Origin of the sequence: Alistipes onderdonkii (genome assembly GCF_025145285.1) — a bacterium.
GTDB lineage: Bacteria > Bacteroidota > Bacteroidia > Bacteroidales > Rikenellaceae > Alistipes > Alistipes onderdonkii.
Map to the genome: position 1 here is coordinate 2,617,973 of NZ_CP102251.1, position 23,990 is coordinate 2,641,962.

16 protein-coding genes and 1 tRNA gene are annotated in these 23,990 nt (G+C 60.6%); 13 read left to right on the forward strand and 4 right to left on the reverse strand.

Annotated features, from left to right (window positions below; genetic code table 11):
- Positions 1-17: 17 nt before the first annotated feature.
- Entirely contained in the window at positions 18-827 is an 810-nt protein-coding gene (locus tag NQ559_RS10525) for a hypothetical protein (RefSeq protein WP_018694901.1), read from the forward strand.
- 262 nt (positions 828-1,089) lie between these two features.
- Here NQ559_RS10525 and NQ559_RS10530 read toward each other — a convergent pair whose 3' ends face one another.
- The 3 genes from NQ559_RS10530 to NQ559_RS10540 all read right to left on the reverse strand — a co-directional run bounded on the left by NQ559_RS10530 (position 1,090) and on the right by NQ559_RS10540 (position 2,831).
- Positions 1,090-1,260 carry an Arm DNA-binding domain-containing protein gene (locus tag NQ559_RS10530; RefSeq protein ID WP_244061861.1) on the reverse strand — a complete coding sequence of 57 codons (171 nt, stop codon included), beginning with the start codon at positions 1,258-1,260 and terminating at the stop codon, positions 1,090-1,092.
- Between the two features lie 170 nt (positions 1,261-1,430).
- Positions 1,431-1,503, reverse strand: a tRNA-Phe gene (locus NQ559_RS10535).
- 338 nt (positions 1,504-1,841) lie between these two features.
- Complete coding sequence (locus NQ559_RS10540) at positions 1,842-2,831, reverse strand: NAD(P)H-dependent flavin oxidoreductase (protein WP_018694902.1); 990 nt, start codon at positions 2,829-2,831, stop codon at positions 1,842-1,844.
- Positions 2,832-2,978: 147 nt separating this feature from the next.
- On the opposite strand from NQ559_RS10540, the gene NQ559_RS10545 reads away from it, so the two are divergent.
- Complete coding sequence (locus NQ559_RS10545; RefSeq protein ID WP_018694903.1) at positions 2,979-4,019, forward strand: nucleoid-associated protein; 1,041 nt, start codon at positions 2,979-2,981, stop codon at positions 4,017-4,019.
- Positions 4,020-4,407: 388 nt separating this feature from the next.
- Positions 4,408-4,644 (forward strand): helix-turn-helix domain-containing protein, encoded by a 237-nt coding sequence (locus NQ559_RS10550; protein WP_018694904.1) that lies wholly within the window; start codon positions 4,408-4,410, stop codon positions 4,642-4,644.
- A 42-nt stretch (positions 4,645-4,686) separates the two neighbouring features.
- Here the strand turns inward: NQ559_RS10550 and NQ559_RS10555 are convergent, their stop codons facing one another.
- A complete protein-coding gene (locus NQ559_RS10555; protein WP_026318193.1) occupies positions 4,687-5,451 on the reverse strand; it encodes a GNAT family N-acetyltransferase in 765 nt (254 codons plus the stop codon).
- A 334-nt stretch (positions 5,452-5,785) separates the two neighbouring features.
- On the opposite strand from NQ559_RS10555, the gene NQ559_RS10560 reads away from it, so the two are divergent.
- From NQ559_RS10560 to NQ559_RS10605, 10 genes are all read left to right on the forward strand, one after another.
- Positions 5,786-8,905: a SusC/RagA family TonB-linked outer membrane protein gene (locus NQ559_RS10560; protein WP_227412394.1), complete on the forward strand. Its 3,120-nt coding sequence runs from the start codon at positions 5,786-5,788 to the stop codon at positions 8,903-8,905.
- Positions 8,906-8,918: 13 nt separating this feature from the next.
- Positions 8,919-10,766: a RagB/SusD family nutrient uptake outer membrane protein gene (locus NQ559_RS10565; protein ID WP_026318194.1), complete on the forward strand. Its 1,848-nt coding sequence runs from the start codon at positions 8,919-8,921 to the stop codon at positions 10,764-10,766.
- 46 nt (positions 10,767-10,812) lie between these two features.
- Positions 10,813-12,471 carry a DUF1735 domain-containing protein gene (locus tag NQ559_RS10570; RefSeq protein WP_018694909.1) on the forward strand — a complete coding sequence of 553 codons (1,659 nt, stop codon included), beginning with the start codon at positions 10,813-10,815 and terminating at the stop codon, positions 12,469-12,471.
- Positions 12,472-12,628: 157 nt separating this feature from the next.
- Entirely contained in the window at positions 12,629-13,996 is a 1,368-nt protein-coding gene (locus NQ559_RS10575; RefSeq protein ID WP_018694910.1) for a M60 family metallopeptidase, read from the forward strand.
- A 70-nt stretch (positions 13,997-14,066) separates the two neighbouring features.
- A complete protein-coding gene (locus tag NQ559_RS10580; RefSeq protein WP_022332819.1) occupies positions 14,067-15,377 on the forward strand; it encodes a M60 family metallopeptidase in 1,311 nt (436 codons plus the stop codon).
- A 5-nt stretch (positions 15,378-15,382) separates the two neighbouring features.
- On the forward strand, positions 15,383-16,411 hold the full coding sequence (locus NQ559_RS10585; protein ID WP_147637574.1) for a hypothetical protein: 1,029 nt from the start codon (positions 15,383-15,385) through the stop codon (positions 16,409-16,411).
- 39 nt (positions 16,412-16,450) lie between these two features.
- Positions 16,451-18,490: a hypothetical protein gene (locus tag NQ559_RS10590; RefSeq protein ID WP_390612380.1), complete on the forward strand. Its 2,040-nt coding sequence runs from the start codon at positions 16,451-16,453 to the stop codon at positions 18,488-18,490.
- A gap of 15 nt (positions 18,491-18,505) precedes the next feature.
- The gene (locus tag NQ559_RS10595; RefSeq protein WP_018694914.1) at positions 18,506-20,482 is read left to right on the forward strand and encodes a glycoside hydrolase family 97 protein; all 1,977 of its coding nucleotides are present in this window, start codon (positions 18,506-18,508) and stop codon (positions 20,480-20,482) included.
- A 24-nt stretch (positions 20,483-20,506) separates the two neighbouring features.
- Positions 20,507-22,252 carry a right-handed parallel beta-helix repeat-containing protein gene (locus NQ559_RS10600; protein ID WP_018694915.1) on the forward strand — a complete coding sequence of 582 codons (1,746 nt, stop codon included), beginning with the start codon at positions 20,507-20,509 and terminating at the stop codon, positions 22,250-22,252.
- Between the two features lie 13 nt (positions 22,253-22,265).
- Entirely contained in the window at positions 22,266-23,735 is a 1,470-nt protein-coding gene (locus NQ559_RS10605) for a sialate O-acetylesterase (RefSeq protein ID WP_018694916.1), read from the forward strand.
- Positions 23,736-23,990: the final 255 nt, after the last annotated feature.

Consider the following 23,990-nt stretch of genomic DNA (forward strand, 5'->3'; position numbering starts at 1 on the left):
CGAAAAAAGAGAACAACATGAAATATTACTGTAATTTAGCCTACATGCTGGCTGTGGCGATACTCTCGCTGGGTTTTGCAGCCTGCTCGGACGATGATGATTATAAGCCTGCGCCCTCTGTTCCCGAGGATTGCATGCAGGTGTATTTCTCCGAACTCAATGAGTCCGAATACGAAATAGCTCCCGAGGATCTGACCGGCACGACGATCGACCTCACGGTGATGCGTTTGCAGACCGCCCAGGCGGCTTCGGTTCCCGTCACGGCATTTCAGACGGGCGACCTGTTCGTAGTTCCTTCCTCCGTAGAATTCGCCGCAGGCGAGGATACCGCGACGTTGTCGATCACGCTCAACGAAGCTGCATCCGGAGAATTTTCGCTGCGCCTGGCCATCGAGGACGAGCAGTATGCCGATCCCTACAAAGTGGTAGAAGGCAGTCCGTTGTTCGGCATCAATGTGGAGGTCGTGAAGTGGAATTTGCTGGGTACGGGCGATTATACCTACAACAGCGTGTTCTCGGGTGTCGATCCCGGGCTCGAACTTTACCAGAAAGAAGGCACTACGATGTATAAAATCCCGAACTGGGGCGGAGACATCGAACTTAACTTCATTTGTGACGAAGAGGGTAACATTACCGTCCCCGAGCAGTACATCGGCGCCGACGACAGCAATTACGGCGCCGTCTACATCACCTCGTCGAATGCCGATGCCTCGAGCTATTACGATGCGGCTACCAAAACTTACTATTTCAACTGCCGTTATATCGTAAGTGCCGGTTCGTTCGGTACATTCTACGAAAAGTTCGAATTGAAGAACCCTGTACAATAGGCAGGCAGAACTCTGCATCATGCGGTTCACCAGAAGCCGCTTTAGTGGTTAATACTCATTTCTGGGCCCGGAAGTCGTGACGCTTCCGGGTTTTTTTATGTCCGTACCGTTCGGTGCGAGTCTGGATAGCCTCTCCCCGCTTGTTTCAAATTCTCGATTTGAGATTGGAACGCCTTGCCGACCGTGCGTTTTATCGCTTTATCCGATACTCGTTCATGTAATGATATTGCCGTAAACTCTTTACTCTCGGACTGCAATTCGATCATCTTTGCCCGTTAGGCAGCTTCGACTTGCCAGCAATAAGACGTTCGATTTGCAACCGATTAGGACAATTACGACGCGGTTTGTTTTTCTCGAAATCCCACAATGCAGGATTGACCGAAACACCGATACTGGAATATTTCAGTTTACGGTCTTTCGTGATTCGTAACATTAGCGGTGATTCATTGTTAGCCAATACTTTGGACTTGTAGCAAACGACCTCGATTGTGGCCTCATGGTTTAAACAACGGTTTAAACAACCTGTTTAAACGTGCATAAAACCGCTACGGAAAGGACAAAAAGAAAACCACCTACATCGCTGTAAGTGGTTGTTTTTCTTCGTGGTACCACCAGGAATCGAACCGGGGACACAAGGATTTTCAGTCCTTTGCTCTACCAACTGAGCTATGGCACCATCCCGATAATTGCGGTCGGAAGTACTTCTTTCCCGTATTATCGTGGTGCAAAGGTAAACAAAATTTCCAAACGTGCAAAATATTCTCCGAATTTTTGCGCATTATTGCAGTTCCAGGCTGATCCTGGGCACCTACAAATGTCCTGTACTCCTGCCTGCCGAGTCCTGTCGGACAGGGGCTGATTGAAAATATTGCCGGGGGCTTGCCATTTCCATCCTTGGCTGCTCCGATTCCGGAGGTCTGGATCGATAATAAACCATTTTCATTCGACCTTACTTGCGGGGCATCCGGAGTCTGGATGCCGGTTCTGGAACCGACCCGGCGGGAACCCACCGGATTACCGGGCGTACCCTTGCTCATCGGTCGCAGGGGCCGCTCCCTGCCCGGCTTGCCTTACAAGTTCCTGCAGCCCGGCCTCGTATTCCGCAACGGTTTCGCGGACGATCCGTCCCGCCGTCGGCAGCTCGCGGATCAGCGAGGCTGCCTGCCCGATTTCCAGCTCACCGTCTGTCAGGTCGCCTTCGAAGATGCCCCGTTTCGAGCGTCCGCGTCCCAGCAGCTGCTGTAACTCTTCGGCCGTCGCACCCCTGTTCTCCGCCTCCTCGACCGCACGGTAGAAGCCGTTGCGGATCAGGCGTGTCGGACTGAGCTTCTTCAGCGCGAGCATCGTGTCGCCCTCCTGCAGCCCGATGCAGAGTTTCTTGAATGCGTCGCTGGCCGAACTCTCTTCCGAAAGCGCGAACCGCGTTCCCATCTGGATGCCCTCGGCGCCCAGTGCGAAAGCCGCCAGCATACCGCGCCCGGTGGCGATGCCGCCCGCGGCGATCAGCGGTATCGCCACGGCCTGCCGCACCTGGGGTACGAGCACCATCGTCGTCGTCTCCTCGCGTCCGTTGTGGCCGCCGGCCTCGAAGCCCTCGGCTACCACGGCATCGACCCCTGCCTGCTGGCTTTTCAGGGCGAACTTCGTGCTCGAAATCACGTGCGCCACCTTGCATCCCGCTTCGTGCAGGCGGGCCGTCCAGGTTTTCGGGCTGCCTGCCGAAGTGAATACCGCGGGCACGCGTTCCTCCATGATGACGCCCATGATCTCTTCGGCGTAGCGGTACATCAGCGGGACGTTCACGCCGAACGGTTTTTCGGTCGCCGCGCGGCATTTGCGGATATGCTCGCGCAGCAGGTCGGGGGTCATCGAGCCGGAGCCGATCAGCCCCAGTCCGCCTGCTTCGCTCACGGCTGCGGCCAGCCGCCAGCCGCTGCACCAGATCATGCCGCCCGCGACGATGGGGTAGCGTATGCCGAACAGCGAAGTGATTCTGTTTTCCATGGTTTCAGGTATTTGTCGTCCTGCAAAAATAGGCAAATTATCGGGAGTGCAAGCTGCCTGCCACGGGAAATAACGGCCGTATTCCTTGGCCGGGGCTGAAAATTTTGCCACCTTTGCCCTGCGTTTTACGAATAACCGTTCACAACCATGATATATACGGAAGATACCCGGATCGCGGCGCTGGCCGTGCATATCGTCGGGAACAAGGCCAAGGACGAGCCCCTGCTCGTCTCCCCCGCATTGTCCGGGCAGGTCGGCGACACGGGCCTGATGCAGATCCTGACCACCTATTTCGCCGGAGGTTTCAAATCCGAGGAGTACTACAACCTCCACCACGAAACCGACCTGGCCTGCAACGAAGTCTATAATTTCGTCTGCAAGGTGTTCGACGACCGGGAGACGTTCTACGACAACTCCGTGAACCTTGCCCGGCACCTTTACGAGGCGGGTACCCACCCGCAGATCAAGGGCGGCGAATTTTACGTCGCCTATTTCACCGGCTGCCGCTTCGGGGGCGATGCGGTCGATGCCGTCGGGCTTTTCAAGTCCGAAACCCGCGGTACGTTCCTCGATGTCGGGGAGCAGGACGGGCAGCTGCATATCTTCTCCTGCCAGGGGATCGACGTCAACAAACTGGACAAGGGGTGCCTCGTGTTCGATACCGAGCGCGAAGAAGGCTTCGCCGTCTGCGTCGTGGACAACACCAACCGGGCGGAAGCGCGTTACTGGATCGACGATTTCCTGCATGTCCGCCCGCGGCAGGACAACTATCACAACACGCACAACATCCTGGCCATGTGCAAGAAATACGTGACCAGGCACCTTCCTGCGGAGTTCGACGTGTCGAAGGCCGACCAGGCCGAGATGCTCAACGAGACGATGAAATACTTCAGGGAGCAGGACAGTTTTTCGCTCGACGACTTTTCTGAAAAGGTGATCCGCCAGCCCGAGGTCATGGAGAGCTTCACACGCTACAAACAGGAGTACGAGCAGGATCGCGAGATCCGTATCGAGGATGAGTTCGCCATTTCCGATTCCGCCGTCAGGAAACAGGCGCGCGCCTATAAGAGCGTCATCAAGCTCGACCGCAATTTCCATATCTATGTCCACGGCAACCGCAACCTGCTGGAGCAGGGCGAGGACGAAAAGGGCAAGTTCTACAAGGTCTATTACCAGGAGGAGGAATAACCTCCTTTCCCGGGCGGGATTGCCGTGCCGGCAAGGCGGACTGCAAGGTGCAGCCCGCTTTTTTTGTGTATTGTGCCGAATAACCGGATTTTGAATCCCCTTCACAGGGAGCAAATAGTCGCTTATTGTGTATATTTGTATATGAAGTGGGGATTCCGAAAGGTACGGCAGGTTGCTGCGTTATCTCGCACGGCCTGTTTTTATGGTCCATTATAACCGGGTGAAGGCCGGGTCATCGTTTGCAGGATATTCCGGGACGATGCGATTATAGTGCATTCGGGCTGAAATCGGCGGATTATCCGTCTCAGGACTTCAGTGGAAGCGGTATCATCCTGCCAACTACTTATTTGTAGTTATAAATCAGGGTATAAATGCGGTAATTTGCACTATGAAAAGGCAGCGACGAAATGACTTTTTTGTCGGGCAGGTTGCTGACAGGCTGGCGAAAGCCAGACGAAGGCGTAACCTGATTCAGGAAGTCGTGCGTTTCGATACCGGGCTGAATGTCGGCCGGATCGAAGCCGGATGTTCCGATATCACGCTGTCGACCTTGGCTGACCTTTGTGATTATTATGATATTTCACCCGGGGAGTTGTTTCAGGACATAGTGACGCACTCATCCTGAAGAGGGAACCGGCCATGCGGCCGGTTCCCTCATTTTATGTCCTCATGTCCCGAGGGTTTTCTCGAATGCCAGCCGTTCGCCGCTCCGGTAGCGTACCTTCCCGCAATAGACGAACCCCAGCCGCCCGAGCATACGCAGCATGTAACGGTTGTCGAAATTGGTGTCGACGCGCATACTGCCCGTGCCGCGCCCGCACGCCATCGCTTCGACGCGCCGCATGAACTCCGTCGCCACCCCGCGGCCTTTCTCGCCGTCGGCCACCGCCATGCGGTGCAGTACGACATAGTCCCCGTCGGTGAGCCAGGCCCCTTCGATGGCGTCGTAGGCCGGTTCCCCGTCGAATACCACCGCGCCGTAGGCGACGACGTTGCCCTGGGCTTGGGCTGCGGCCGCTTTTGCTGCCTGCGTCTCCCGCATCTCCCGCGCTTTGCGTGTTTCTTCCGTCGCTTCCGTCGCCTCTTCCGTCGCCTCTTCCGTCGTCGCTGCCGTTTCGTCGGCGCCGGATCCCGTTGCGCCGGCCTCCCCCGTGTCCGTTATTTTCCGCGCGGCAGCCGTTTCCGGACGGAAACCCGCAGCCCCCGTGCCGTCGCTTCCCCGCGCTTCGGGGCTCTTTTCCGCCTCCGGTTTCTCGAAGACCCATCCGTAGCCGCAAGCGATGTCGTGTCCGATATCGGCCGCTGCCGGATAGCCGTCCTGCCATTGCAGGCTTCCCAGTGCCCGCATCTGCGCCTGCGCCTGCCGGATGATCTCCATGATGCGCGCCGCGTCGGCGGGGCGGGCGCGCCGGAACACTAATTTTTCGTCCATACGGCAAATATAGGATAAAATGCCGTGATACGCTACTGCCCGGGGGATATCTGCGCGGCGGAATTTCCGCCGTACGGCTTTTTTATCCCTCCTTCCGCCCGGGCGGGATGCCTTCCGCAGCCTTTTTTACCATGCCCCGTGCGAATCCGGCAAAAAAATCCGGGATAAAATCGTACATAATAGGCAAAAATCGTAACTCCAGACCCCTGGTTGTGCCCTGCGGACTTTTATCCCGATGCCCCGTCCTAAATTCGTTTTCAGCGGGACAGCCCTTCTGCGGGGCCTCCCCCGGGATACCCACCGAACCTATTTTTTAACCTTAAAATTAGTGTGTATGAGTTTTTCTACTAACCGTTTTTCCCGGAAAGCACTATTACTTGTGACAGCCGTGTTCTCTGCGTCGTTGCTGTGGGCGCAGGCCACCGGCATCTCCGGACGTGTGCTCGATGAGACCGGTGCGCCGGTCATCGGTGCGACGGTCATGGTCAAAGGCACCACGATCGCCACGGCGACCAATGTCGACGGCACCTTTAACCTGAAGAATACGGGCCGCAACGTCACGCTCGTGGTATCGTATGTCGGCTACGAGGCGCAACAGGTGGCGTCGAAGGGTGCCGGGTCGGTGACGATCACGCTCAAGCCCGAGGCCATCGGCATGGAGAGCGTCGAAATCGTCTCCGTGGGCTACGGTACCCAGAAACGCGAATCGGTCGTGGGGGCCATCTCCACGATCCGGCCCGAGGAGCTGCGCGTCCCCGTACGGTCGCTGAGCCAGACGCTGGCCGGTAACCTGGCGGGTGTGGTCGCGTTGCAAACCTCGGGCGAGCCCGGCAAGGACGACGCCCAGTTCTGGATCCGCGGTATCGCCACCTTTACGGGCAGTCCCGATCCGCTGATCCTGGTCGACGGTATCGAGCGTCCTCTCAACGACGTCGACCCGCTGGAGATCGAGTCGTTCAGCGTCCTGAAAGACGCCAGCGCCACGGCCGTATACGGCGTACGCGGTGCCAACGGCGTTATCCTTGTCAACACGCGCCGCGGTTTCGACGGCCCGGCCCGGATCGACCTGCGTTACGAGCAGGGTTTCTCGTTCGCCAGCAAACGCCTGTCGTTCGTCGACGCCGCTACCCGCTCCGAAATGTTCAACGAGGCGGTGGATGCCGTGAATGCCTCGGCGGCACTGAAATACGGCGCCGACGAGATCAAGGCCATGCGCATGCAGACCGACCCCGAGGTCTATCCCGATGTCGACTGGCAGAAGCTCCTTATGAAAAAGGTGTCTCTTTCGGAGAAGGTGAGCGCCAACATCTCGGGCGGCGGCAAGTTCGCCCGCTACTTCACGGCCCTCTCCTTCTACAACCAGGAGGGGCAGTATGCCGTCAAACCCGGCAAATATTCGTGGGTGAGCGACAAGATCGGCCGTTACGGCGAGAATGTCAACTACAAACGCTATAACTTCCGCTCGAACGTCGACATGGACATCACCAAGACCACGGTGGTGAATCTGGGCGTGCAGGGCAACGTGACCGAGAACATGGAGCCCGTCGAGGGATCGGCTGCCATCTACCGCGACATCATCAACGCGGCGCCGAACGCTTTCCCCGTCCGCTTCAAGGACGGCGAACTGGCCGGCCGCGACGGCCTGAACAACCCCTATAACATGCTCACGCAGCGCGGTTGGAAGAAGACCACCGGCAATACGCTTCGCGCCAACCTGACGATCAACCAGGATTTCTCGTTCATCACCCCGGGCCTTTCGGCCAAGGTGAGCTACGCCTACGACGCCGTGAATTATTCGGTGGAGGAGCGTGCGCGCAACATCAACTTCTTCGAGGCCACGGGCCGCGACCAGGACGGCGAACTGATCCGCACCGAGTGGCAGGCCGACCAGAAACAGGAGTACCTGAATTACAAACAGTCCGGCAACGGTTCCCGTACGCAGTACGTCGAGGCGGCGATCAATTACAGCCGGACGTTCGGCGAAAAGCACGAGGTCGGCGGCCTGCTGCTCGGCTTCGCCAAGGATTACCGGTTGCAGGAGGCTACGAGCGATTACCTCAAGTCGCTGCCCAACCGTTCGCTCGGCCTTGCCGGCCGTCTTACCTATGCCTACGACAAGCGTTACCTGATCGAGGCCAACATCGGTTTCAACGGTTCGGAGAACTTCGCCAAGGGCAAGCGCATGGGCGTATTCCCCGCCGTGGCTATCGGCTGGGTGGCCTCCGAGGAGAGCTTCCTGCGCAACAGCGAGGTGCTGACGTGGTTCAAGATCCGTGCGTCGGTCGGGCAGGTCGGCAACGACCAGATCCCCAGTACGCGTTTCATCTACCTGGCTACGATCAACAGCGGCGCCAACGGTTACGGTAACCTCGGCGTCAACTTCGACCAAGGGGCCGGCGGTATCGGCGAAGGTCGCATGGCCAATCAGGACGTGACGTGGGAGGTGTCGACCAAATACAACGTCGGTATCGAAACCGGGTTTTTCAACGAGTTGAAAATCAATGCCGACTTCTTCTACGAGCGGCGTGAAAACATCTTCCTCGCACCCCAGTTCTCGGAGATTTCGGGGCTTCCCAAGGATTATACCAACTACGCCAACATGGGTCTGATGGAGAACCGCGGCTTCGAGGTTTCGGCCGAATACGTCAAGCGTTTCAGCAAAGACCTCACCGTCTCCGTCCGCGGAAACTTCACCTTTGCCCGCAACAAGGTGATCGACGACGGCAAGTACTATGCCTATCCGTGGCAGGATCAGCGCGGCGTGCGTTACGGACTGACCATGGGCTACCGTGCCATGCACCTCTTCTCGCAGGAGGAGCTGGACAACATGCCCGACTACTATACGCAGTTCGGCCTGGACAAGCAGCAGTTGCGTGCCGGCGACATCCGCTACGAAGACCTCAACGACGACGGCAAGATCACCGAGGCCGACATGACGTGGATCGGCAACCCCGCGATGCCGGAGATCGTCTACGGTTTCGGTGCGTCGCTCAACTACAAGGGCTTCGACTTCTCGTTCCTCTTCCAGGGCGGAACCAACCGTTCCTCCTACCTGAGCGGCGGCTGGTATTTCTACCCGTTCCAGGCAGACCGCGGCCCGAAGTTCATGGGTAACGTGATGACCATGTTCAAGGATCGCTGGACGGTGGACAACCCCGATCCGCACGCCTTCTCGCCCCGCCTCTCCTACGGCGCCGATGCCAACAACTACAAGACTTCGACCTGGTGGCAGCGCGACAGCGGCTACCTGCGCCTGAAGAATGTCGAGATCGGCTATACGCTGCCCTCGGCCTGGGCCAGCAAGCTCCGGTGCAGCTCGCTGCGCATCTATGCCACGGGTGTGAACCTGTTTACGGTCAGCAAATTTATCTCCGACTACTGGGATCCCGAGACGGGTGCCGATGCCTATCCCATGCAGCGCCAGGTTTTCGTCGGTGTGAATTTAACCTTCTAATACAGCCTAAAGAATGAAAAAGAATATCGTATATTTAATGCTCGCGTCGCTCCTTTTGTTTACCGGCTGCGCCAACTATCTGGATCAGGATCCCGAAGACCTGAACTCGATGGACAAGATCTTCTCGTCCAAGATCGAGACCACCAAGTGGTACAACCGCATTTACAGCGACGATTTCATGGTGCAGGAGATGCATTACAGCGGCCAGATTCCCTATTTCTGGTGCACCGACGAATCGGCCTACATTCTCGAATCGCACGTGCGCAATATCGCCGAGGGGAAGATGAGCCCCGACAACTACTACGGCTATACGGGCTACAACCTCTATTTCTTCGTGCGTTACTACCAGGCCATCCGCCACTGCAACCTGTTCCTCGAAAACGTGGACAAGTGCGCCGAACTGGGCGAGATCGACCGCCGCACGATGCGTGCCGAAGCCCGCTTCATGCGTGCCTATTACCACTACCTGCTGCTGCGCCTCTACGGCCCGATCCCCATCGTGGAGACCAGCCGTTCGGCCGACCAGATCGGGGCTTCGCAGGCGCGCAACACGCTCGGCGAATGCGTCCGCTGGATCAACGGCGAGATCGACTGGGCCTGTGAAAACGGCATGCCCGCCGCCCGCGACGAGAAATTCACGCTGGGGCTCCCCACCATCGGTGCCGCCCGGGCCATTCAGTCGCGCATGCTGCTGATGGTCGCCAGCCCGCTCTTCAACGGCAATTCGGCCTACAAGAACTGGACGAATCACGACGGCACAGTGCTCATGCCCCAGACCTATGACAAGGAGCTGTGGAAGGATGCCGCCGATGCCGCCAAGACGGTCATCGACATGACCGAATACCAGTTGCTCAAACCGGCCGCAGACGCTACGTTCGATGAGATCGTGGATAACCTCCGCGCCGTGACGACCACCTGGGGCGCCGGCAAGAATACCGAGATCATCTGGGGGCACCCCAACTCGGTGCAGTGGTACGGCATGTGCGCCCTGCCGGCGCGCTGGTACGGCTGGAACGGCCGCTATTCGCTGGCCATCGGCATGATCAACGATTTCTTCATGGCCGACGGCAGCCCGAGCCGCCCGCTCGAAGAGTGGTTCGCCTCCAAGAAGTTCTCGGCCGAAGCCGGCAACGGCACCATCGCCAATACGTTCTGGATGTTCGTCGACCGCGAGCCGCGGTTCTATGCCTCGGTTCACTTCCCCAACCAGCGCCTGTCGTACGCCTATGAGAACAAGACCGACAGCTACCAGGATGCCGACGGTTACGGCGTGGTCGATTTCTGGTACTCGGGGCTGAGCGGCAACGGCAGCACCCCGGGCGACAAGAACACCTCGGGATTCTCCGTGCGCAAGAACCTCCCGCTGGATTACCGCAGCAACAAGCAGACCAGCGAGGCGACGCGTATGCTCAACGTGCCTTTCCCCATCATCCGCCTGGGTGAGGTCTACCTCAATTACGCCGAGGCCCTGAACGAGTACTACGGCACCTCCCGGCAGGACGAAGCGCTCTATTACCTCAACGAAATCCGCACCCGTGCCGGCATCCCGGCCTACGAGGGCAGCTATTCGCAGGACGAGATGCGCGAGATGATCCGCCACGAGCGCAAGATCGAGCTGGCGTGGGAGTGCAACCGCTATTTCGACGTGCGCCGCTGGTTCACGGCCCATGGCCCCGACGGCGAGTTCAACCACGACGAATACGGGCTGGACATGTCGCGCGGTACGGGTGCCACCGACCCGGCGTTCTTCACCCTGACCAAGGTGGCCAACAAGCGCTTCGACATCCAGCACTACTTCCTGCCCATCAAGTCGTCGGAGGTCATGCTCAACACGCAGCTGGTGCAGGCGCCCTACTATTGATGGCCGCAGCCGGACACATGTTAAACTTAAAAATGGAAAATTCGCTATGAAACAGTTTTTTAAGATACTGGCGCTCGCGGCCCTGGCGCTGCCTTTCACCGGCTGCGACGTGGAGTATTCGGACATAAATATTCTGCCCGACCCGGTTTTTGAACAGAACGGGCTGTACACGGTCAATACCATATCCATCTATGACGACTACGAAACCGTCATCAATGTTTCGAGAACTGCCGGTCTGTCGAAAGAACTGGAATTGGATATCGTGGTGGACGAAACGCTGCTCGCCGAATACAACGAATTGTACAACACCGACTATAAACTGCTGGAAGCACAGTTCTACGACATTCCGAAGAATGCGCAACTTGCAAGTACGGTCAAGTCCGTCGATATTTCCGTGCGGATACATCCCAAAGCCCTGATTGCGGCCAAAGGCATGGCTGCGGCTAACAACATGCTGCTCCCCATCCGTATTTCCAATGCCTCCACGCCCGTCGAGGACGGCGGTTCGATGATGCAGGCGCTGTTGCGTTTGAGCATCGTCGAGCCGATTGTGCAGGTGGAGATGCCCGAACAGATGCCGCAGCTGGAGTTCATTCCGACCATTCCGCTGCCGCAGGAAATTACGCTGAACGCCACGGCCAATTTCAACACGCTGGAGGTGGCGAAAATCGGCTATCGGGTCAATGCATCGAAAGTCGATGCCTATAACGAGGAGCACGGCACCTCTTACCAGCTGTTGCCCGAGCAGTATTATAAAATCAAGGAATCGGATTTCGATACGGAAACGCTGGAAATCGAGAGCCGCATCGAATTCGATTGCGCTGCAATCGGCGGTGAGGGCACCTACCTGCTGCCGCTCGAAATGCATTCCGACGACTATTCGGTCGTCCAGCGGGAGCCGGTTTATGTCTTGATTCAGATGTCCGAACTCAAAATATGGGTAACGAACGTCGCTGACCTCGCAAAAACGTCGGGCAAGGGAAAAATCAGGGTACAGATGAACTCCCCGATGACTGTCGGCCAGCCTGTCGACTTCGTATTCGAACCGGAGAAGGTCGAAACCTACAACACGGAGCACGGGACTGCATTCAAGACGCTGGATGCCGCCAAGGTGGTCGTTACCCCGACTGAAATTCAGGCCGGCAGCCAATACGGCGAACTCTCGTTCGAGCTCGATCTGTCGGAATTGGATTACGACGGCGCCGATAAATACATGGTTCCGTTGACCTTCAAGAGCAGCGAACTGGTGGACGGCACGATCGTAACGGGCCCGTCGACATTCTACATCGAGGTGAACAAGACGCTCAAGGGCACCTACGACAAGGAAGTATGGGGCGAAGAAAAAAGCAACCGCGTTCTGAAACCGGCTATTTTCATCGCAGGACAGGACGGCTATGCTGAGTCGCGGAATGCGAAGAAGCAGAAGTACATCATCAATTACAACCAGACGTGGACAGGCGGCCTGATTTACTTCAATATTTCGGACGAAACGGTCGCAGGACATCCCAATCGGCGGGTACTCGTCGATTTCTCGGATCGTCCCAACGAAAGAGCTGACGGTTATGACCAGATTGTCGATTCCGGCAGTTATCTGGACACTGACACGGGGGATATTTATTTCAACCTCCGGGTTATGGACGGTGCGTACGGCGCGACGGGCGGATTCGGTATCGAAGTGGTACTGTCCAATCGTGCAGACCTTTGACGGTCTGGCAGGGCCGATGGCCGGGGGTACACAGGGTATCCCCCGGCCATCGGCAACCGCTGCCCTGCTGACAGGGGGCTGCTCCGGCCTGTAACCTTTCCGGCACAGATCGCCGCGCTGAAAACCCTGAAATGATTGAATTTTAAATATACCGGTTATGAAAAAAATGCGATTCTTTTTGTGCGTAGTCCTGTCGGCCGCGGCGCTTTGGTCATGCGGCGGCGACGGTGACGGCGAGCCCGGGCCCGAACCTCCCGTGCCGCCCGTCGTGGATCCCAATGCCGTCGAGGTCGTCAACAGCGGCTTCGAAAAGGGGCTCGAAGGCTGGACGCGCGTCGATTTCCACAACGGCGGCAAGGTGACGGTCGAGGTGGTCGAGGGTGCCGGCGTCAACGACAGCCGCTGCATCAAGATCCAGCAGTTCCCCGAGAACGGCCGTTGCGGCGTGGGCATCAAACAGAAGCTCACGGGGCTGGAACCCGACCAGATGTACCGCATGTACGCCAAGGTCAAGTATTCGGACATCCCGCAGGACGAAGGGCGCGGCGCCATCCTGTTCGACATGTCCCAGAAGCAGTTCTGGGGCGCCTCGAAATTCCTCTACGGCACTAACCTCAGGAACTGGACGTCGCTCCATTTCGACTTCCTTTCGCAGGACGACGGGACTGCCGAGATCGTCTGCGCGCTGGGGTTCCGCTACGGCGGGACGACCAACGGCGGCTATTCGACCGGCACGGCCTACTTCGACAACGTGAGCGTGGTGAAGGTCACCGACGAACTTTTCATGCAGGAAGGCGAGCATATCCGCCTCTTCGTCGAACCCTCGCAGGTCTACGCCTCGGCGTCGCAGATCACCGAGTGGATCGCCAACCTGGACAGGATGTACGAGTCGTATGCCGACCTGGTGGGGGCGACCCCGCACGAGGGGCGCAAGCTGGCGATCCTTTCGTCGCGCGGGCTCGAAAGCGGTTATTGGGCGCTGGCGGGCTATCCCATCCTGTGGAGCAGCAACTATTCGGCCGTCACCTCGACCTTCGAGGAGCTGGCGCAGCACGGCACCTGGAGCTTCGGCCTGATGCACGAACTGGGGCACGTCTTCAACCTGGGCAATTCGAGCTGGAACTGGAACGACGAGATGTTCGCCAATTTCCGGATGCAGTACGGCCTGGAACAGAACCAGGGCAAGGTCTGGATGGACGAACGGGTCTACACCGGGCGCGAGATCCTCGACATGTACAAGAAGGATTACGACAATACGGTCTACACGCAGGTCAACGACAACGGCATCCATTACATGCTCGGACGCCTGGCCGGCCCGGGCGGCATCGGCTGGGAACCCTTCAAGGCCGCTTTCCGCGAACTGACGACCACGGGCGGGGCACCCTCGGGCAAATACGACAAGTTCGAATACCTGCTTTCGCTCCTTTCCAAGCACGCTACCCGGCTGACCGGGCGCGATGTGGATGTCAAGACGCAGTATTTTACCGAGGCCGAGCTGGCTTCGATCCGCAAACAGTTGCAATAATAACCGCCGTATCCCGTCGCGGGGCGATGCGTCGCCTCTGCCGGGCGGCAATTAATACCCAATGCGAAAAATGAAGAGAGTGGTATTTCTACTCGCCGCCATCGCGGCGTGCGTGCTGTGCCTGTGCGCCTTCGGTTCGAAGGTCAAGGTATTCTCCGACAATTTCGACCGGCCCGAAAGGTTCGCGCGCTACTGGAACCATAATGCCGGGGAGGTGCCCGGCACGGTCGAATACCTGCCCGGCGGCGGTGCCGACGGCGGCGGATGCGTGAAGATCGCCAGCGCCGAAAAGACCGCCCTGGCCATCAAACACAAACTTACGGGGCTGCATCCCGGCAAGCTCTACCGCCTGAGTGCGCTGATGAAGTGCGACAGCGTGCAGGACGGCCGCGGCGCCGTGCTCTACCTCGACCCCGAGGGGCTGGAACAGTCGTGGAATGCCTCGGAGTTCGCCTACGGCACCAACGACTGGACGGAAGTGTATATGGATTTCGTGCCCGACCGGCAGGGCGAAGCCGTCGTCTGCTGCGGCCTGGGATTCCCCTGGGGCACCTACAACGGAGGCAAAGCCTCGGGGACGGTGTGGTACGACAACGTGAAGGTCACACCGGCGCCCGAAGAGGCCCTCTATACCCGCGAGGGCGAACACATCGTGCTGAAACTCGACCGCGACAAGGTGACCGTCTCCGATGCCGACATCGACGCCTGGCTCTCGAAGCTCGACCGCACGTACGAGGCTTACCGCGACCTGGTGGGTGACGTGCCCTTCGACGGGCGCAAAATCATGATCCTCAACACGCCGGGCATCGAACCCGGTTACTGGGCGCTGGCCGGCAACCCGATCCTGTGGAACAGCCACGTCGCCGTATCGAAGCTGCTCGACCGCACGGTCGAGTTCGGCGACTGGGGCTTCGGCATCATCCACGAGATCGGCCATGTCTTCTCGCAGGGAAACATTTCGGGTACGGGACGCTGGAACTGGAACGACGAGATTTTCGCCAATTTCCGCATGTCCTATGCCCTCGAAGCGTGCGACGGTACGATGTCGCAGCGCGACATCTGCTACCGGGGTGCCGACGTAATCAACTACTACAAGATTTTCTACGACGAAACCATCGGCGCCGGCATCCCCAAGAACAACGGCGATGCCCTGCATTACACCTTCCTGCGCATCAAGGAGCGTTACGGGTGGGACGTCTACAAAAAGGCGTTCCGCGAACTCTACGCGCTCGGCGACTCGGGGCAGGAAGGGCTCGAGACGCCCTACGACAAATTCCTCTTCTTCCTCTCCTACGTTTCGAAGGCCGCGGGCGAAGATGTCGTGGCGGCGACCTATACGCCCGGGGAACTGGCCCTGATCGAGGAATCGCTTAGAAACTGATGCCGATGAATACCTTGCGAACAGCCCTCCTGGCCCTGGTCGTGGCCGCCGCGTTCCGCGCTGCCGCACAACCGGTCTATACCTTCCGCGTCAAGGTCGGCATCGACCGCGAATCGGTCGATTCGCTGGGCGGGCGCGACCGGGTCGTGCAACTGACCGAAGATATGTTCCGGCGCGTCAATCGTGCTTTCAACTACGGGGCGCAGCTGCGTGCGGTCTACGATTTCGTGGTGGACTGGGACGCCTTCTACATCTACGACGGCGTGTCGGCCGACCAGATCCGCAAGCCCCATCCCGACCACGATTATCTGGTGGTGATGGACGGTTACAAATCCGATCCCCGCGAGACGGGCGGCGGCTGGTACGGCGACGGGATCCAGGCCATCTACCATTCGCGCACGCACAACGACCGTTTCAACAGCCCGTTCGAGAAGAACGCCATCGACGGCATCATCCACGAGTTCGGCCATGCGCGGGGCGTCCCCGACATCTATGCCATGAAGGTCGACGCGGACAAGAACCCCGTCAACGGACAGGCGTTTTCCGGCGTGCGGTGCATCATGAATTATCCCTATGGCGAGGAGCTCTGGAGCGACTATGCCGTCCGCATGATCAACCATGCCGCCGACCGCAATGTCGACATCGACGACCTGGTGGCGGGCGTGTTGCCCGACCGTATCCGGGTCGAGGTGGCGGATGCCGACGCAAGCCCGGCCAAAGGGGCTGTCGTGCGGTTCTATCCCGTGCGATGGTACACCTATACGGTGACCGCCGAGCCGCAGGCCGAGGCCGCGACCGACCGCCGCGGACGCTGTACGGTTCCCGTTGCGCGAATTTTCGAACCCGAGCAGGAGTTCGGCGTGCGCTATTGCAACTGCCTGGTCGAAGCGGAATACGACGGCGTGAAAGCCTATGGCTGGCTGCCGCTTTACGAGTTGCAGAACGCCCGTTTTGCCGGTCAGCGGGAGCATACGCTCCGCTTGCGGCTCAAACGCGGCTGCGGGCTGGTTCGCGCCGTAGGAATTGACGAATAATTGCTATCTTTAGGGCTCTTAATCACAAAACACCGAACTATGACAGGAAGAACCTTACTGACTTGCATTTTCATGCTGTCCGCAGTTGCCGTATGCGGACAACGCTGGCAGATCGCCCCCGACGGGCGGGGCATCGTGTGGAAGGTCGGCAGCGACATCCCGCACGACGACCACATCGAGATGAGCGGCGAGCGAATGGCCTTCGTGCTCCGCTGGGGCGTCGACTCGCGCGGGGCGTTCCGCCAGGAGCGTTCGCTCGTCTTCCCCCTGCTGCGCACCCTGCCCAACAACACCCACGCCAGCCTGATGTACCGCATGGCCGCGGACATCCCTTCGCTGCTGGGCGTGGACGGCCTGGCCTTGCAGGACGAACGGGTCGGGCAGGTGGCCATCGACGGTGCGCTGGAGGTGCGGAGCCGCTGGGGCGTTGGCAAGATGAACGTCGGTTCGGCGCGGGACATGAAACCCGAGCCCGTCGTGGAGATGACGCGTACGATCTTCCCTTCGCGCACGCTGCCGCTCATGTGCGAGCGCTACACGCTGCGTAACGTCGGGGCGAAGCCGCTGACGGTTTCCGTACCCGAATTCTCGCAGGTCGTGACGACCGATCCGGCCAAGGGCGTCACGGGCAGCTATGTCGTGCGGGGCGACATCGCGGGCAGCGGCACCTTTACGCTTGCCGCGGGGGACTCGCTCGCGTTCGACGCCGTGTTCCAGGCCTACCCGGGCGGCGGAGAGCCTCTGCACCCCGACGTGGCGGCCGAGTTGGCCGCCCGGATGGCGTTCGTCAGGGAGTGCATCGACGCGAACCTCGTGCTCGAAACCCCCGACCCGGTGATCGACACCCAATTCCGCTATGCCAAGCTGCGGGCTGCCGAGAGCATCGTTGCGACCAAGGGCGGCTACATGCACGCCCCCGGCGGCGAATCCTACTATGCGGCCATCTGGGCCAACGACCAGGCCGAATACGTCAACCCCTTCTTCCCCTTCCTGGGCTACGGGGTGGGCAATGCCTCGGCGCTCAACTCGTTCCGCCATTTCGCCCGCTTCATGAACCCCGCATACGAACCGCTGCCCAGCTCGGTCATCGCCGAGGGCGACGACATCTGGAACGGCGCGGGCGACCGCGGCGACGCCGCGATGATCGCCTGCGGGGCGGCACGCTACGCCCTTGCGCGCGGTGACCGTGCCGAGGCCGCCGAGCTGTGGCCGCTCGTCGAGTGGTGCCTCGAATACTGCCGCCGCCAGCTTACGCCCGACGGCGTCGTGGCTTCCGACACCGACGAACTGGAGGGGCGTTTCCCCACCGGCGATGCCAACCTCTGCACCTCGACGCTCTATTACGATGCACTGCTGTCGGCCGTGTCGCTCGGCCGCGAGCTGGGCGTGGAATCCGCCCAGACCGCCCGCTATGCCGCACAGGCCAGGGCGCTCGCCCGAGCTATCGACGCGTACTTCGGCGGCGAGGTCGGCGGGTACGACACCTACCGCTACTATGCGGGCAATACGCTGCTGCGCTCGTGGATCTGCATGCCGCTGATCGTGGGGCTGAAGGAGCGCAGCGAAGGCACCGTCCGGGCGTTGCTCGGCCCCGAGCTGATGACCGACGACGGCCTGCTGACCCAGCAGGGCAGCTCGACGTTCTGGGATCGCTCGACGCTCTACGCCCTGCGCGGGATCTACAACGTGGGGCAGGCCGACCGTGCGACCGAACTGCTGCACCGCTATTCGCAGCGGCGCCTGCTGGGCGACCATGTGCCTTATCCCATCGAGGCGTGGCCCGAAGGCTCGCAGCGCCACCTTTCGGCCGAGAGCGGGCTCTACTGCCGCATCATCACCGAGGGCCTGTTCGGCATCCGCCCCACGGGGCTGCGGTCGTTCGACCTCACGCCTTCCATGCCCGCTGCCTGGGAGAGCATGTCCCTGCGCCATATCCGGGCGTTCGGCTCCGATTTCGACATCACGGTCGCGCGCGTGGCGGACGGCAGGCTCCGCATTACGGTGGCCCGGCCCGGCGCAAAACCGAAAATATACCGCGCGGCACCCGGCGCGACGATACGGGTGAAACTAACCGATTAACAATCCGATTTACCTATGAACCTTTTCCGCTGCTTTGCCATTTCGTTTGCATTGTCCTTCGCGGCCGCCTGCTCGTCCGGCCCCGGGACTGATTTCAAAGTCGCCTCGCCCGACGGGACGCTCTGCGTCGGGATCCGTGCGGCCGACTCGCTGACCTATACCGTGACCCGCCACGGTACGCCCGTGCTGCTGCCTTCGGCCATCGGGCTGCACTTCGCCGACGGTACGGTGCTGGGACGCGGTGCGAAGGTGACCGATGCGCGGCGCGAAACGGTGGAACGGGTCGTCGAGGCTCCCTTCTACCGGCAGGCACGCTTCACGGAGCATTACAACCAGCTGAGGCTTACCTTCGAAGGCGGTTATGCCGTGACTTTCCGGGTCTTCGACCAGGGTTGCGCCTACCGTATCGAAACGCATCTGCCGGGCGAACGAACCGTGGCCGGTGAAGTGGCCGAGTTCAATTTCGCGGGCGACCCCGGGTTGTTCGCCGCCTATTCCGACGGCCTGTGCAACGCCTACCAGAGCCAGTATGAGAAGTGCCGCCTGAACGCGCTGGGGACGGAAAAACCCGTCCTGCTGCCGCTGGCCGCCGACTGCGGCGCCGCCGGCCGCGTGTTGGTCTGCGAAGCCGATCTGGAAGCCTATCCCGGCATGTTCCTGACGCCCTCGGCGGGCGGCCTGCGGGGGCTGTTTGCCGCCGTGCCCGACAGTTGCTACCTTCACGAGCGCCGCTGCCAGGAGAAGGTCGCCACGCGCCACGACTATATCGCCCGCGTCGAGGGCACGCGGACATATCCGTGGCGTATCCTCGCCGTGGCCGACGAAGACCGCGAACTCCCGACCAACGACTTGGTCTATGCCCTCGCCGCAGAGAACCGTATCGGCGACTGCTCGTGGGTGAAGCCCGGCAAGGTGGCCTGGGAGTGGTGGAACGACTGGGGGCTGACGGGCGTGGACTTCGAGCCGGGTATCAACACGCGAACCTATAAGGCCTATATCGACTTCGCGGCCGACTACGGGCTCGAATACGTCGTGTTGGACGAAGGGTGGTCGGATCCGAAGGCCGGCGACGTGATGTCCGTGGTCGAGCAGATCGACCTGCCCGAACTGGTGCGTTATGCCGACGCCAAAGGTGTCGGGCTGATGCTGTGGGTCGTGGGCAACGTGCTCGACGCCAAGCTCGAAGAGGCGTGCAGCTACTATGCCGGATTAGGTATCCGCGGCTTCAAGGTCGACTTTATCGACCGCGACGACCAGAAGGCCGTCGAGCTGGTCTACCGCCTTGCCCGGGTCGCCGCCGCGCACCGCCTGGTGCTCGATATCCACGGCGTTTACAAACCCACGGGTCAGAACCGCACCTATCCCAATATCATCAATTTCGAAAGCGTCTTCGGGCTGGAGGAACTCAAGTGGAGCAATCCCGACATGCCGCTCTACGACGTGACCTTCCCCTTCATCCGTATGGTGCAGGGCCCGGTGGACTATACCCCCGGCGCCTACCGCAATGCCACGCGCGAAGGCTTCCGGATCGACTACCGCAACCCGATGAGCCAGGGCACGCGGGCGCACCAGGTGGCGGCTTACGTGGTCTTCGACGCACCGCTGGTGATGCTCTGCGACTCTCCGACGCGCTACATGGCCGACGAGGCCTACACGCGCTTCATCGCTTCGCTGCCCGTCGTGTTCGATACGACGCGGGTGCTCGCGGGCGAAATCGGCGAATATATCGTCACGGCACGCAAACGGCAGGATTGCTGGTATGTGGGCGGGCTTACCGGCTGGACGCCGCGCACGCTCGATGTCGACCTGTCGCTGCTCGACCCCGGGCGGGAGTATACGGCCACGCTGCTCGCCGACGACGGCCGCTCGGCTGCGGAGCCCGCCCGCTATGCGCTCTCCACGCAACGGGTGACCTCCGCGACACGGCTGCAAATACCCGTGGCGCCCGGCGGCGGCTTCGCGCTGAAGATCGAACCGGCTGATAACAAATAACTCTATCCGAAAAATACGACCCTTATGAACCGAACCCTGAGAAAATGCTGCGCCGCCCTGCTGGCCATCCTGGCCGTATATGCGGCACCTGCGGCGGAAAAAACCGTCTACCTGAAAGATTTCCTTGCGCCCGGCGCTGCCGGGACGGATGCCGTGCCCGCCGTGCGGGCCGCGCTGGAACACTGTGCCGAGGTCGGCGCCTCGCGGCTCGTGCTGCCCGGCGGCCAGCTCCGCATGCGTCCCGACCGGGCGGTCGAAAAGTACCAGTTCATCAGCAACAACGACGAGAGCCTCAAGCGCATTGCGTTCGACCTGGTGGGTATGCGCGACTTCGAGATCGACGGCAACGGCACCGAACTGCTCTTCACGGGCTTCATCTCGCCGTTCAGCCTCGAAGACTGTGAGAACATTACGGTGCGCGACCTGACGATCGACTTCACCCGTACGTTCAATTCCGAGGGCACCGTTGTGGCGAAGGGCGACGGTTGGCTGGAAATCGAGTTCCCCGAAGATTACCTCTGCGACATCGTCAACGGCTGCCTGCGTTTCCGCGATGCCGAGGGTACGGTGTACCCCTTCTCCAACCTGCTGGAGTTCGACGCCGTGCGGCGCGAACCGGCGTTCCGTGCCACGGACTACTGGCTGTCGAACCGGACGATCCCGGCCGAAAAATGCGCCAACGGCAACATCCGCATCCTGCGCAAAGACCTGACCGCCACGGTCGGCAACGTGATGGTATTCGGCGCGGCTGCGCGTTACAACCCCGGTTTCACGCTCGCCGACTGCCGGGGCGTTGCCATCCGCGACGTCAACCTCTACCACTGCGGCGGCATGGGTGTGATCGCGCAGCGCAGCCGCGACATCGAGCTTCGCAAGCTGGTGATCGTCCCCTCGCCCGGCAAGGGACGCATGATCAGCATTACGGCCGATGCCACGCACTACGTCAACTGCGGCGGCTACATCCGCATGATCGACTGCACGTTCGAGAACCAGAAGGACGACGCGACGAATATCCACGGGCTGTACATGGCCGTCGAAAAGGTCGGGGGCGCCGACAAACTGCTGCTCCGCTGGCGCAACTCGGGGCAGTACGGCGTGGATTTCATCGTGCCGGGGATGACCCTCGAACTGGTCGACAACAACAACGTGGAGACCTATGCCCGCCGGACGGTGAAGTCCGTCAGGCGCCTCAACAAGGTTTACACCGAAGTCACCTTCACCGAGCCGCTCCCCGACGGGGTCGAGCCCATGCATGTCGTGGCGGCCGACGATGAATATCCCGAGGTGCTCATCAAGGGCTGCCGCATGCGCGGCAACCGGGCGCGCGGCCTGCTGCTGGGCTCGCGCAACCGCATGGTCATCGAGGATAACTACTTCCACATCGCCGGGGCGGCCATCCTGATCGAAGGCGACGCCAACTACTGGTACGAGCAGTCGGGCGTGCGCGACGTGGTGATCCGCCGCAACCTCTTCGAGAACGGCAACTACGGCAGTCCCGGTTGGGGCTCGGCATGTATTGCCGTGGGCAGCGGCATCCCCGACCGCGAGACCAGCCGCTACCACCGCAACATCCGGGTCGAGGGCAATACCTTCCGCGTGTTCGACCCGCGTATCGTCAACCTCTACTGTGTCGACGGGTTCGTGTTCACGCGCGACAACGTCATCGAATACACCGACGATTATCCCTATGTACTCGACGAAAAGCGCAATTTCATCACGCGGAATTGCGACCGCGTGGTCGTCGATAAGAAACAGACCGATAAAAAATAAACGACTTTTTCCGATGAAACGGCTCTTTTCCGTCGTGCTGGCGCTATTGCTGGCCGTGCAGCTCCCGGCGCGGGTGAAACTCCCCGCCGTGCTGGGGAGCAATATGGTGTTGCAACGCAATGCCGAAGTGAATTTCTGGGGCGAAGCATCGCCACGCAGCCGGGTACGGGTCACTGCCTCGTGGGACGGCCGCACGCATGAAACCCGGGCCGATGCCTCGGGCCGCTGGGCGCTGAAGCTCCCCACGGGCGAAGCCGGAGGCCCCTATACCGTGACCCTCAGCGACGGCGAACCGCTCGTGCTCGACAATGTCCTCGTGGGCGAGGTGTGGGTCTGCTCGGGACAGTCCAACATGGAGATGCCCGTGAGCGGATTCATGTTCCAACCCGTCGAAGGGGCGGTCGATGCCATCGCCGATGCGGGCATGTACCCCGGCATTCGGATGTTCACCGTCCCCAGGGTCTCGTCCAAGACGCCCCTGGACGATTGCGATGCGGCCTGGCAGACCGCGACGCCCGCCTCCGTCGGCCAGTTCAGCGCCGTGGGCTATTTTTTCGGGCGTATGCTCTACAAGGCGCTGGGCATTCCGGTCGGGCTCATCACCTCCAACTGGGGCGGTTCGACCATCGAGGCGTGGATGACCGTCGAGGCCATCGACGCGACGCCGGGCATCGACCACGCCGTTGCCAAGTCGGGAACCTACGACAACAGCATTCCCCAGCGGCTCTACAACGGAATGATCCTGCCCGTCTGCCGCTATACGGCCAAAGGGTTCATCTGGTACCAGGGCGAGTCGAACCGCAAGAACTGGTACGATTACAAGGCATTGCAGGTCTCGCTCGTCAAACTCTGGCGGGAAACCTGGGGCGACGGGAAGATGCCGTTCTACTATACGCAGCTGGCGCCTTACCGCTACGAGGGCGACGAGCTGCGTTCGCTGCCGCTGGTGATCGAGGCGCAGTACCGGGCGCTGGCCGAAATCCCGCACTCGGGGATCGCCGCCACGACCGACCTGGGCAACCCGACCTGCATCCATCCGGCGCGCAAGCGCGAAGTGGGGGAGCGGCTGGCGTTCCTCGCCCTGGCGAACGATTACGGGGTGACGGGGCTGCCCGCCCCGGCGCCGGTATACAAGTCGATGGAGCGCGACGGCAATAAACTGGTGTTGACTTTCGACAACCTGCCCGTCCGGGCCCAAAACGGCGTCGACAGCTTCGTGGCCTTCGGCCCGGACGGCTATCTTCGTCCGGGCGGCTTCGAGATTGCGGGCGAAGACCGGGTTTTCCACCCTGCCGTTGCGAATTTCAAATATTGGGACAACCGGATCGAAGTGAGCTCCGACCGGGTGTCCGACCCGGTGGCGGTGCGCTACGCCTTCCGCAATTACTGCCCCGAAGCCAATGTCATGACGACGATGGGGCAGCCCCTTGTTCCGTTCCGCACCGACGACTGGCCGCTGGACGACATCGGTCAGATCAGGTAAACATCCGGCGGCCATGCATCCCGAATTCCCCCCCCCCTCCCGGCTGATTTCCGGGTACTCCCCGTTGTTTGCGGGGATAGCGCCCCTTATCCTGCGCCTGCATTGCGGACGGCATCGGCCGTCCGCCCGGGGGCGTCATGTCTTCGGGGCGGGGCGGCGGACTGCGGCGCGTAGGGGCGGTGCCCCGACGGATAATGCCTTCCGCTTCGGAGCCGGACGGCGCATTTCTGCTGCCCGAAATAGGTATAATGATGC

Bases quoted from the DNA above. Each gene is read 5' to 3' on its own strand.
- NQ559_RS10525 (WP_018694901.1), top strand. From the start codon at position 18: ATGAAATATTACTGTAATTTAGCCTACATGCTGGCTGTGGCGATACTC.
- NQ559_RS10530 (WP_244061861.1), bottom strand. From the start codon at position 1,260: ATGTTACGAATCACGAAAGACCGTAAACTGAAATATTCCAGTATCGGT.
- NQ559_RS10540 (WP_018694902.1), bottom strand. From the start codon at position 2,831: ATGGAAAACAGAATCACTTCGCTGTTCGGCATACGCTACCCCATCGTC.
- NQ559_RS10545 (WP_018694903.1), top strand. From the start codon at position 2,979: ATGATATATACGGAAGATACCCGGATCGCGGCGCTGGCCGTGCATATC.
- NQ559_RS10550 (WP_018694904.1), top strand. From the start codon at position 4,408: ATGAAAAGGCAGCGACGAAATGACTTTTTTGTCGGGCAGGTTGCTGAC.
- NQ559_RS10555 (WP_026318193.1), bottom strand. From the start codon at position 5,451: ATGGACGAAAAATTAGTGTTCCGGCGCGCCCGCCCCGCCGACGCGGCG.
- NQ559_RS10560 (WP_227412394.1), top strand. From the start codon at position 5,786: ATGAGTTTTTCTACTAACCGTTTTTCCCGGAAAGCACTATTACTTGTG.
- NQ559_RS10565 (WP_026318194.1), top strand. From the start codon at position 8,919: ATGAAAAAGAATATCGTATATTTAATGCTCGCGTCGCTCCTTTTGTTT.
- NQ559_RS10570 (WP_018694909.1), top strand. From the start codon at position 10,813: ATGAAACAGTTTTTTAAGATACTGGCGCTCGCGGCCCTGGCGCTGCCT.
- NQ559_RS10575 (WP_018694910.1), top strand. From the start codon at position 12,629: ATGAAAAAAATGCGATTCTTTTTGTGCGTAGTCCTGTCGGCCGCGGCG.
- NQ559_RS10580 (WP_022332819.1), top strand. From the start codon at position 14,067: ATGAAGAGAGTGGTATTTCTACTCGCCGCCATCGCGGCGTGCGTGCTG.
- NQ559_RS10585 (WP_147637574.1), top strand. From the start codon at position 15,383: ATGAATACCTTGCGAACAGCCCTCCTGGCCCTGGTCGTGGCCGCCGCG.
- NQ559_RS10590 (WP_390612380.1), top strand. From the start codon at position 16,451: ATGACAGGAAGAACCTTACTGACTTGCATTTTCATGCTGTCCGCAGTT.
- NQ559_RS10595 (WP_018694914.1), top strand. From the start codon at position 18,506: ATGAACCTTTTCCGCTGCTTTGCCATTTCGTTTGCATTGTCCTTCGCG.
- NQ559_RS10600 (WP_018694915.1), top strand. From the start codon at position 20,507: ATGAACCGAACCCTGAGAAAATGCTGCGCCGCCCTGCTGGCCATCCTG.
- NQ559_RS10605 (WP_018694916.1), top strand. From the start codon at position 22,266: ATGAAACGGCTCTTTTCCGTCGTGCTGGCGCTATTGCTGGCCGTGCAG.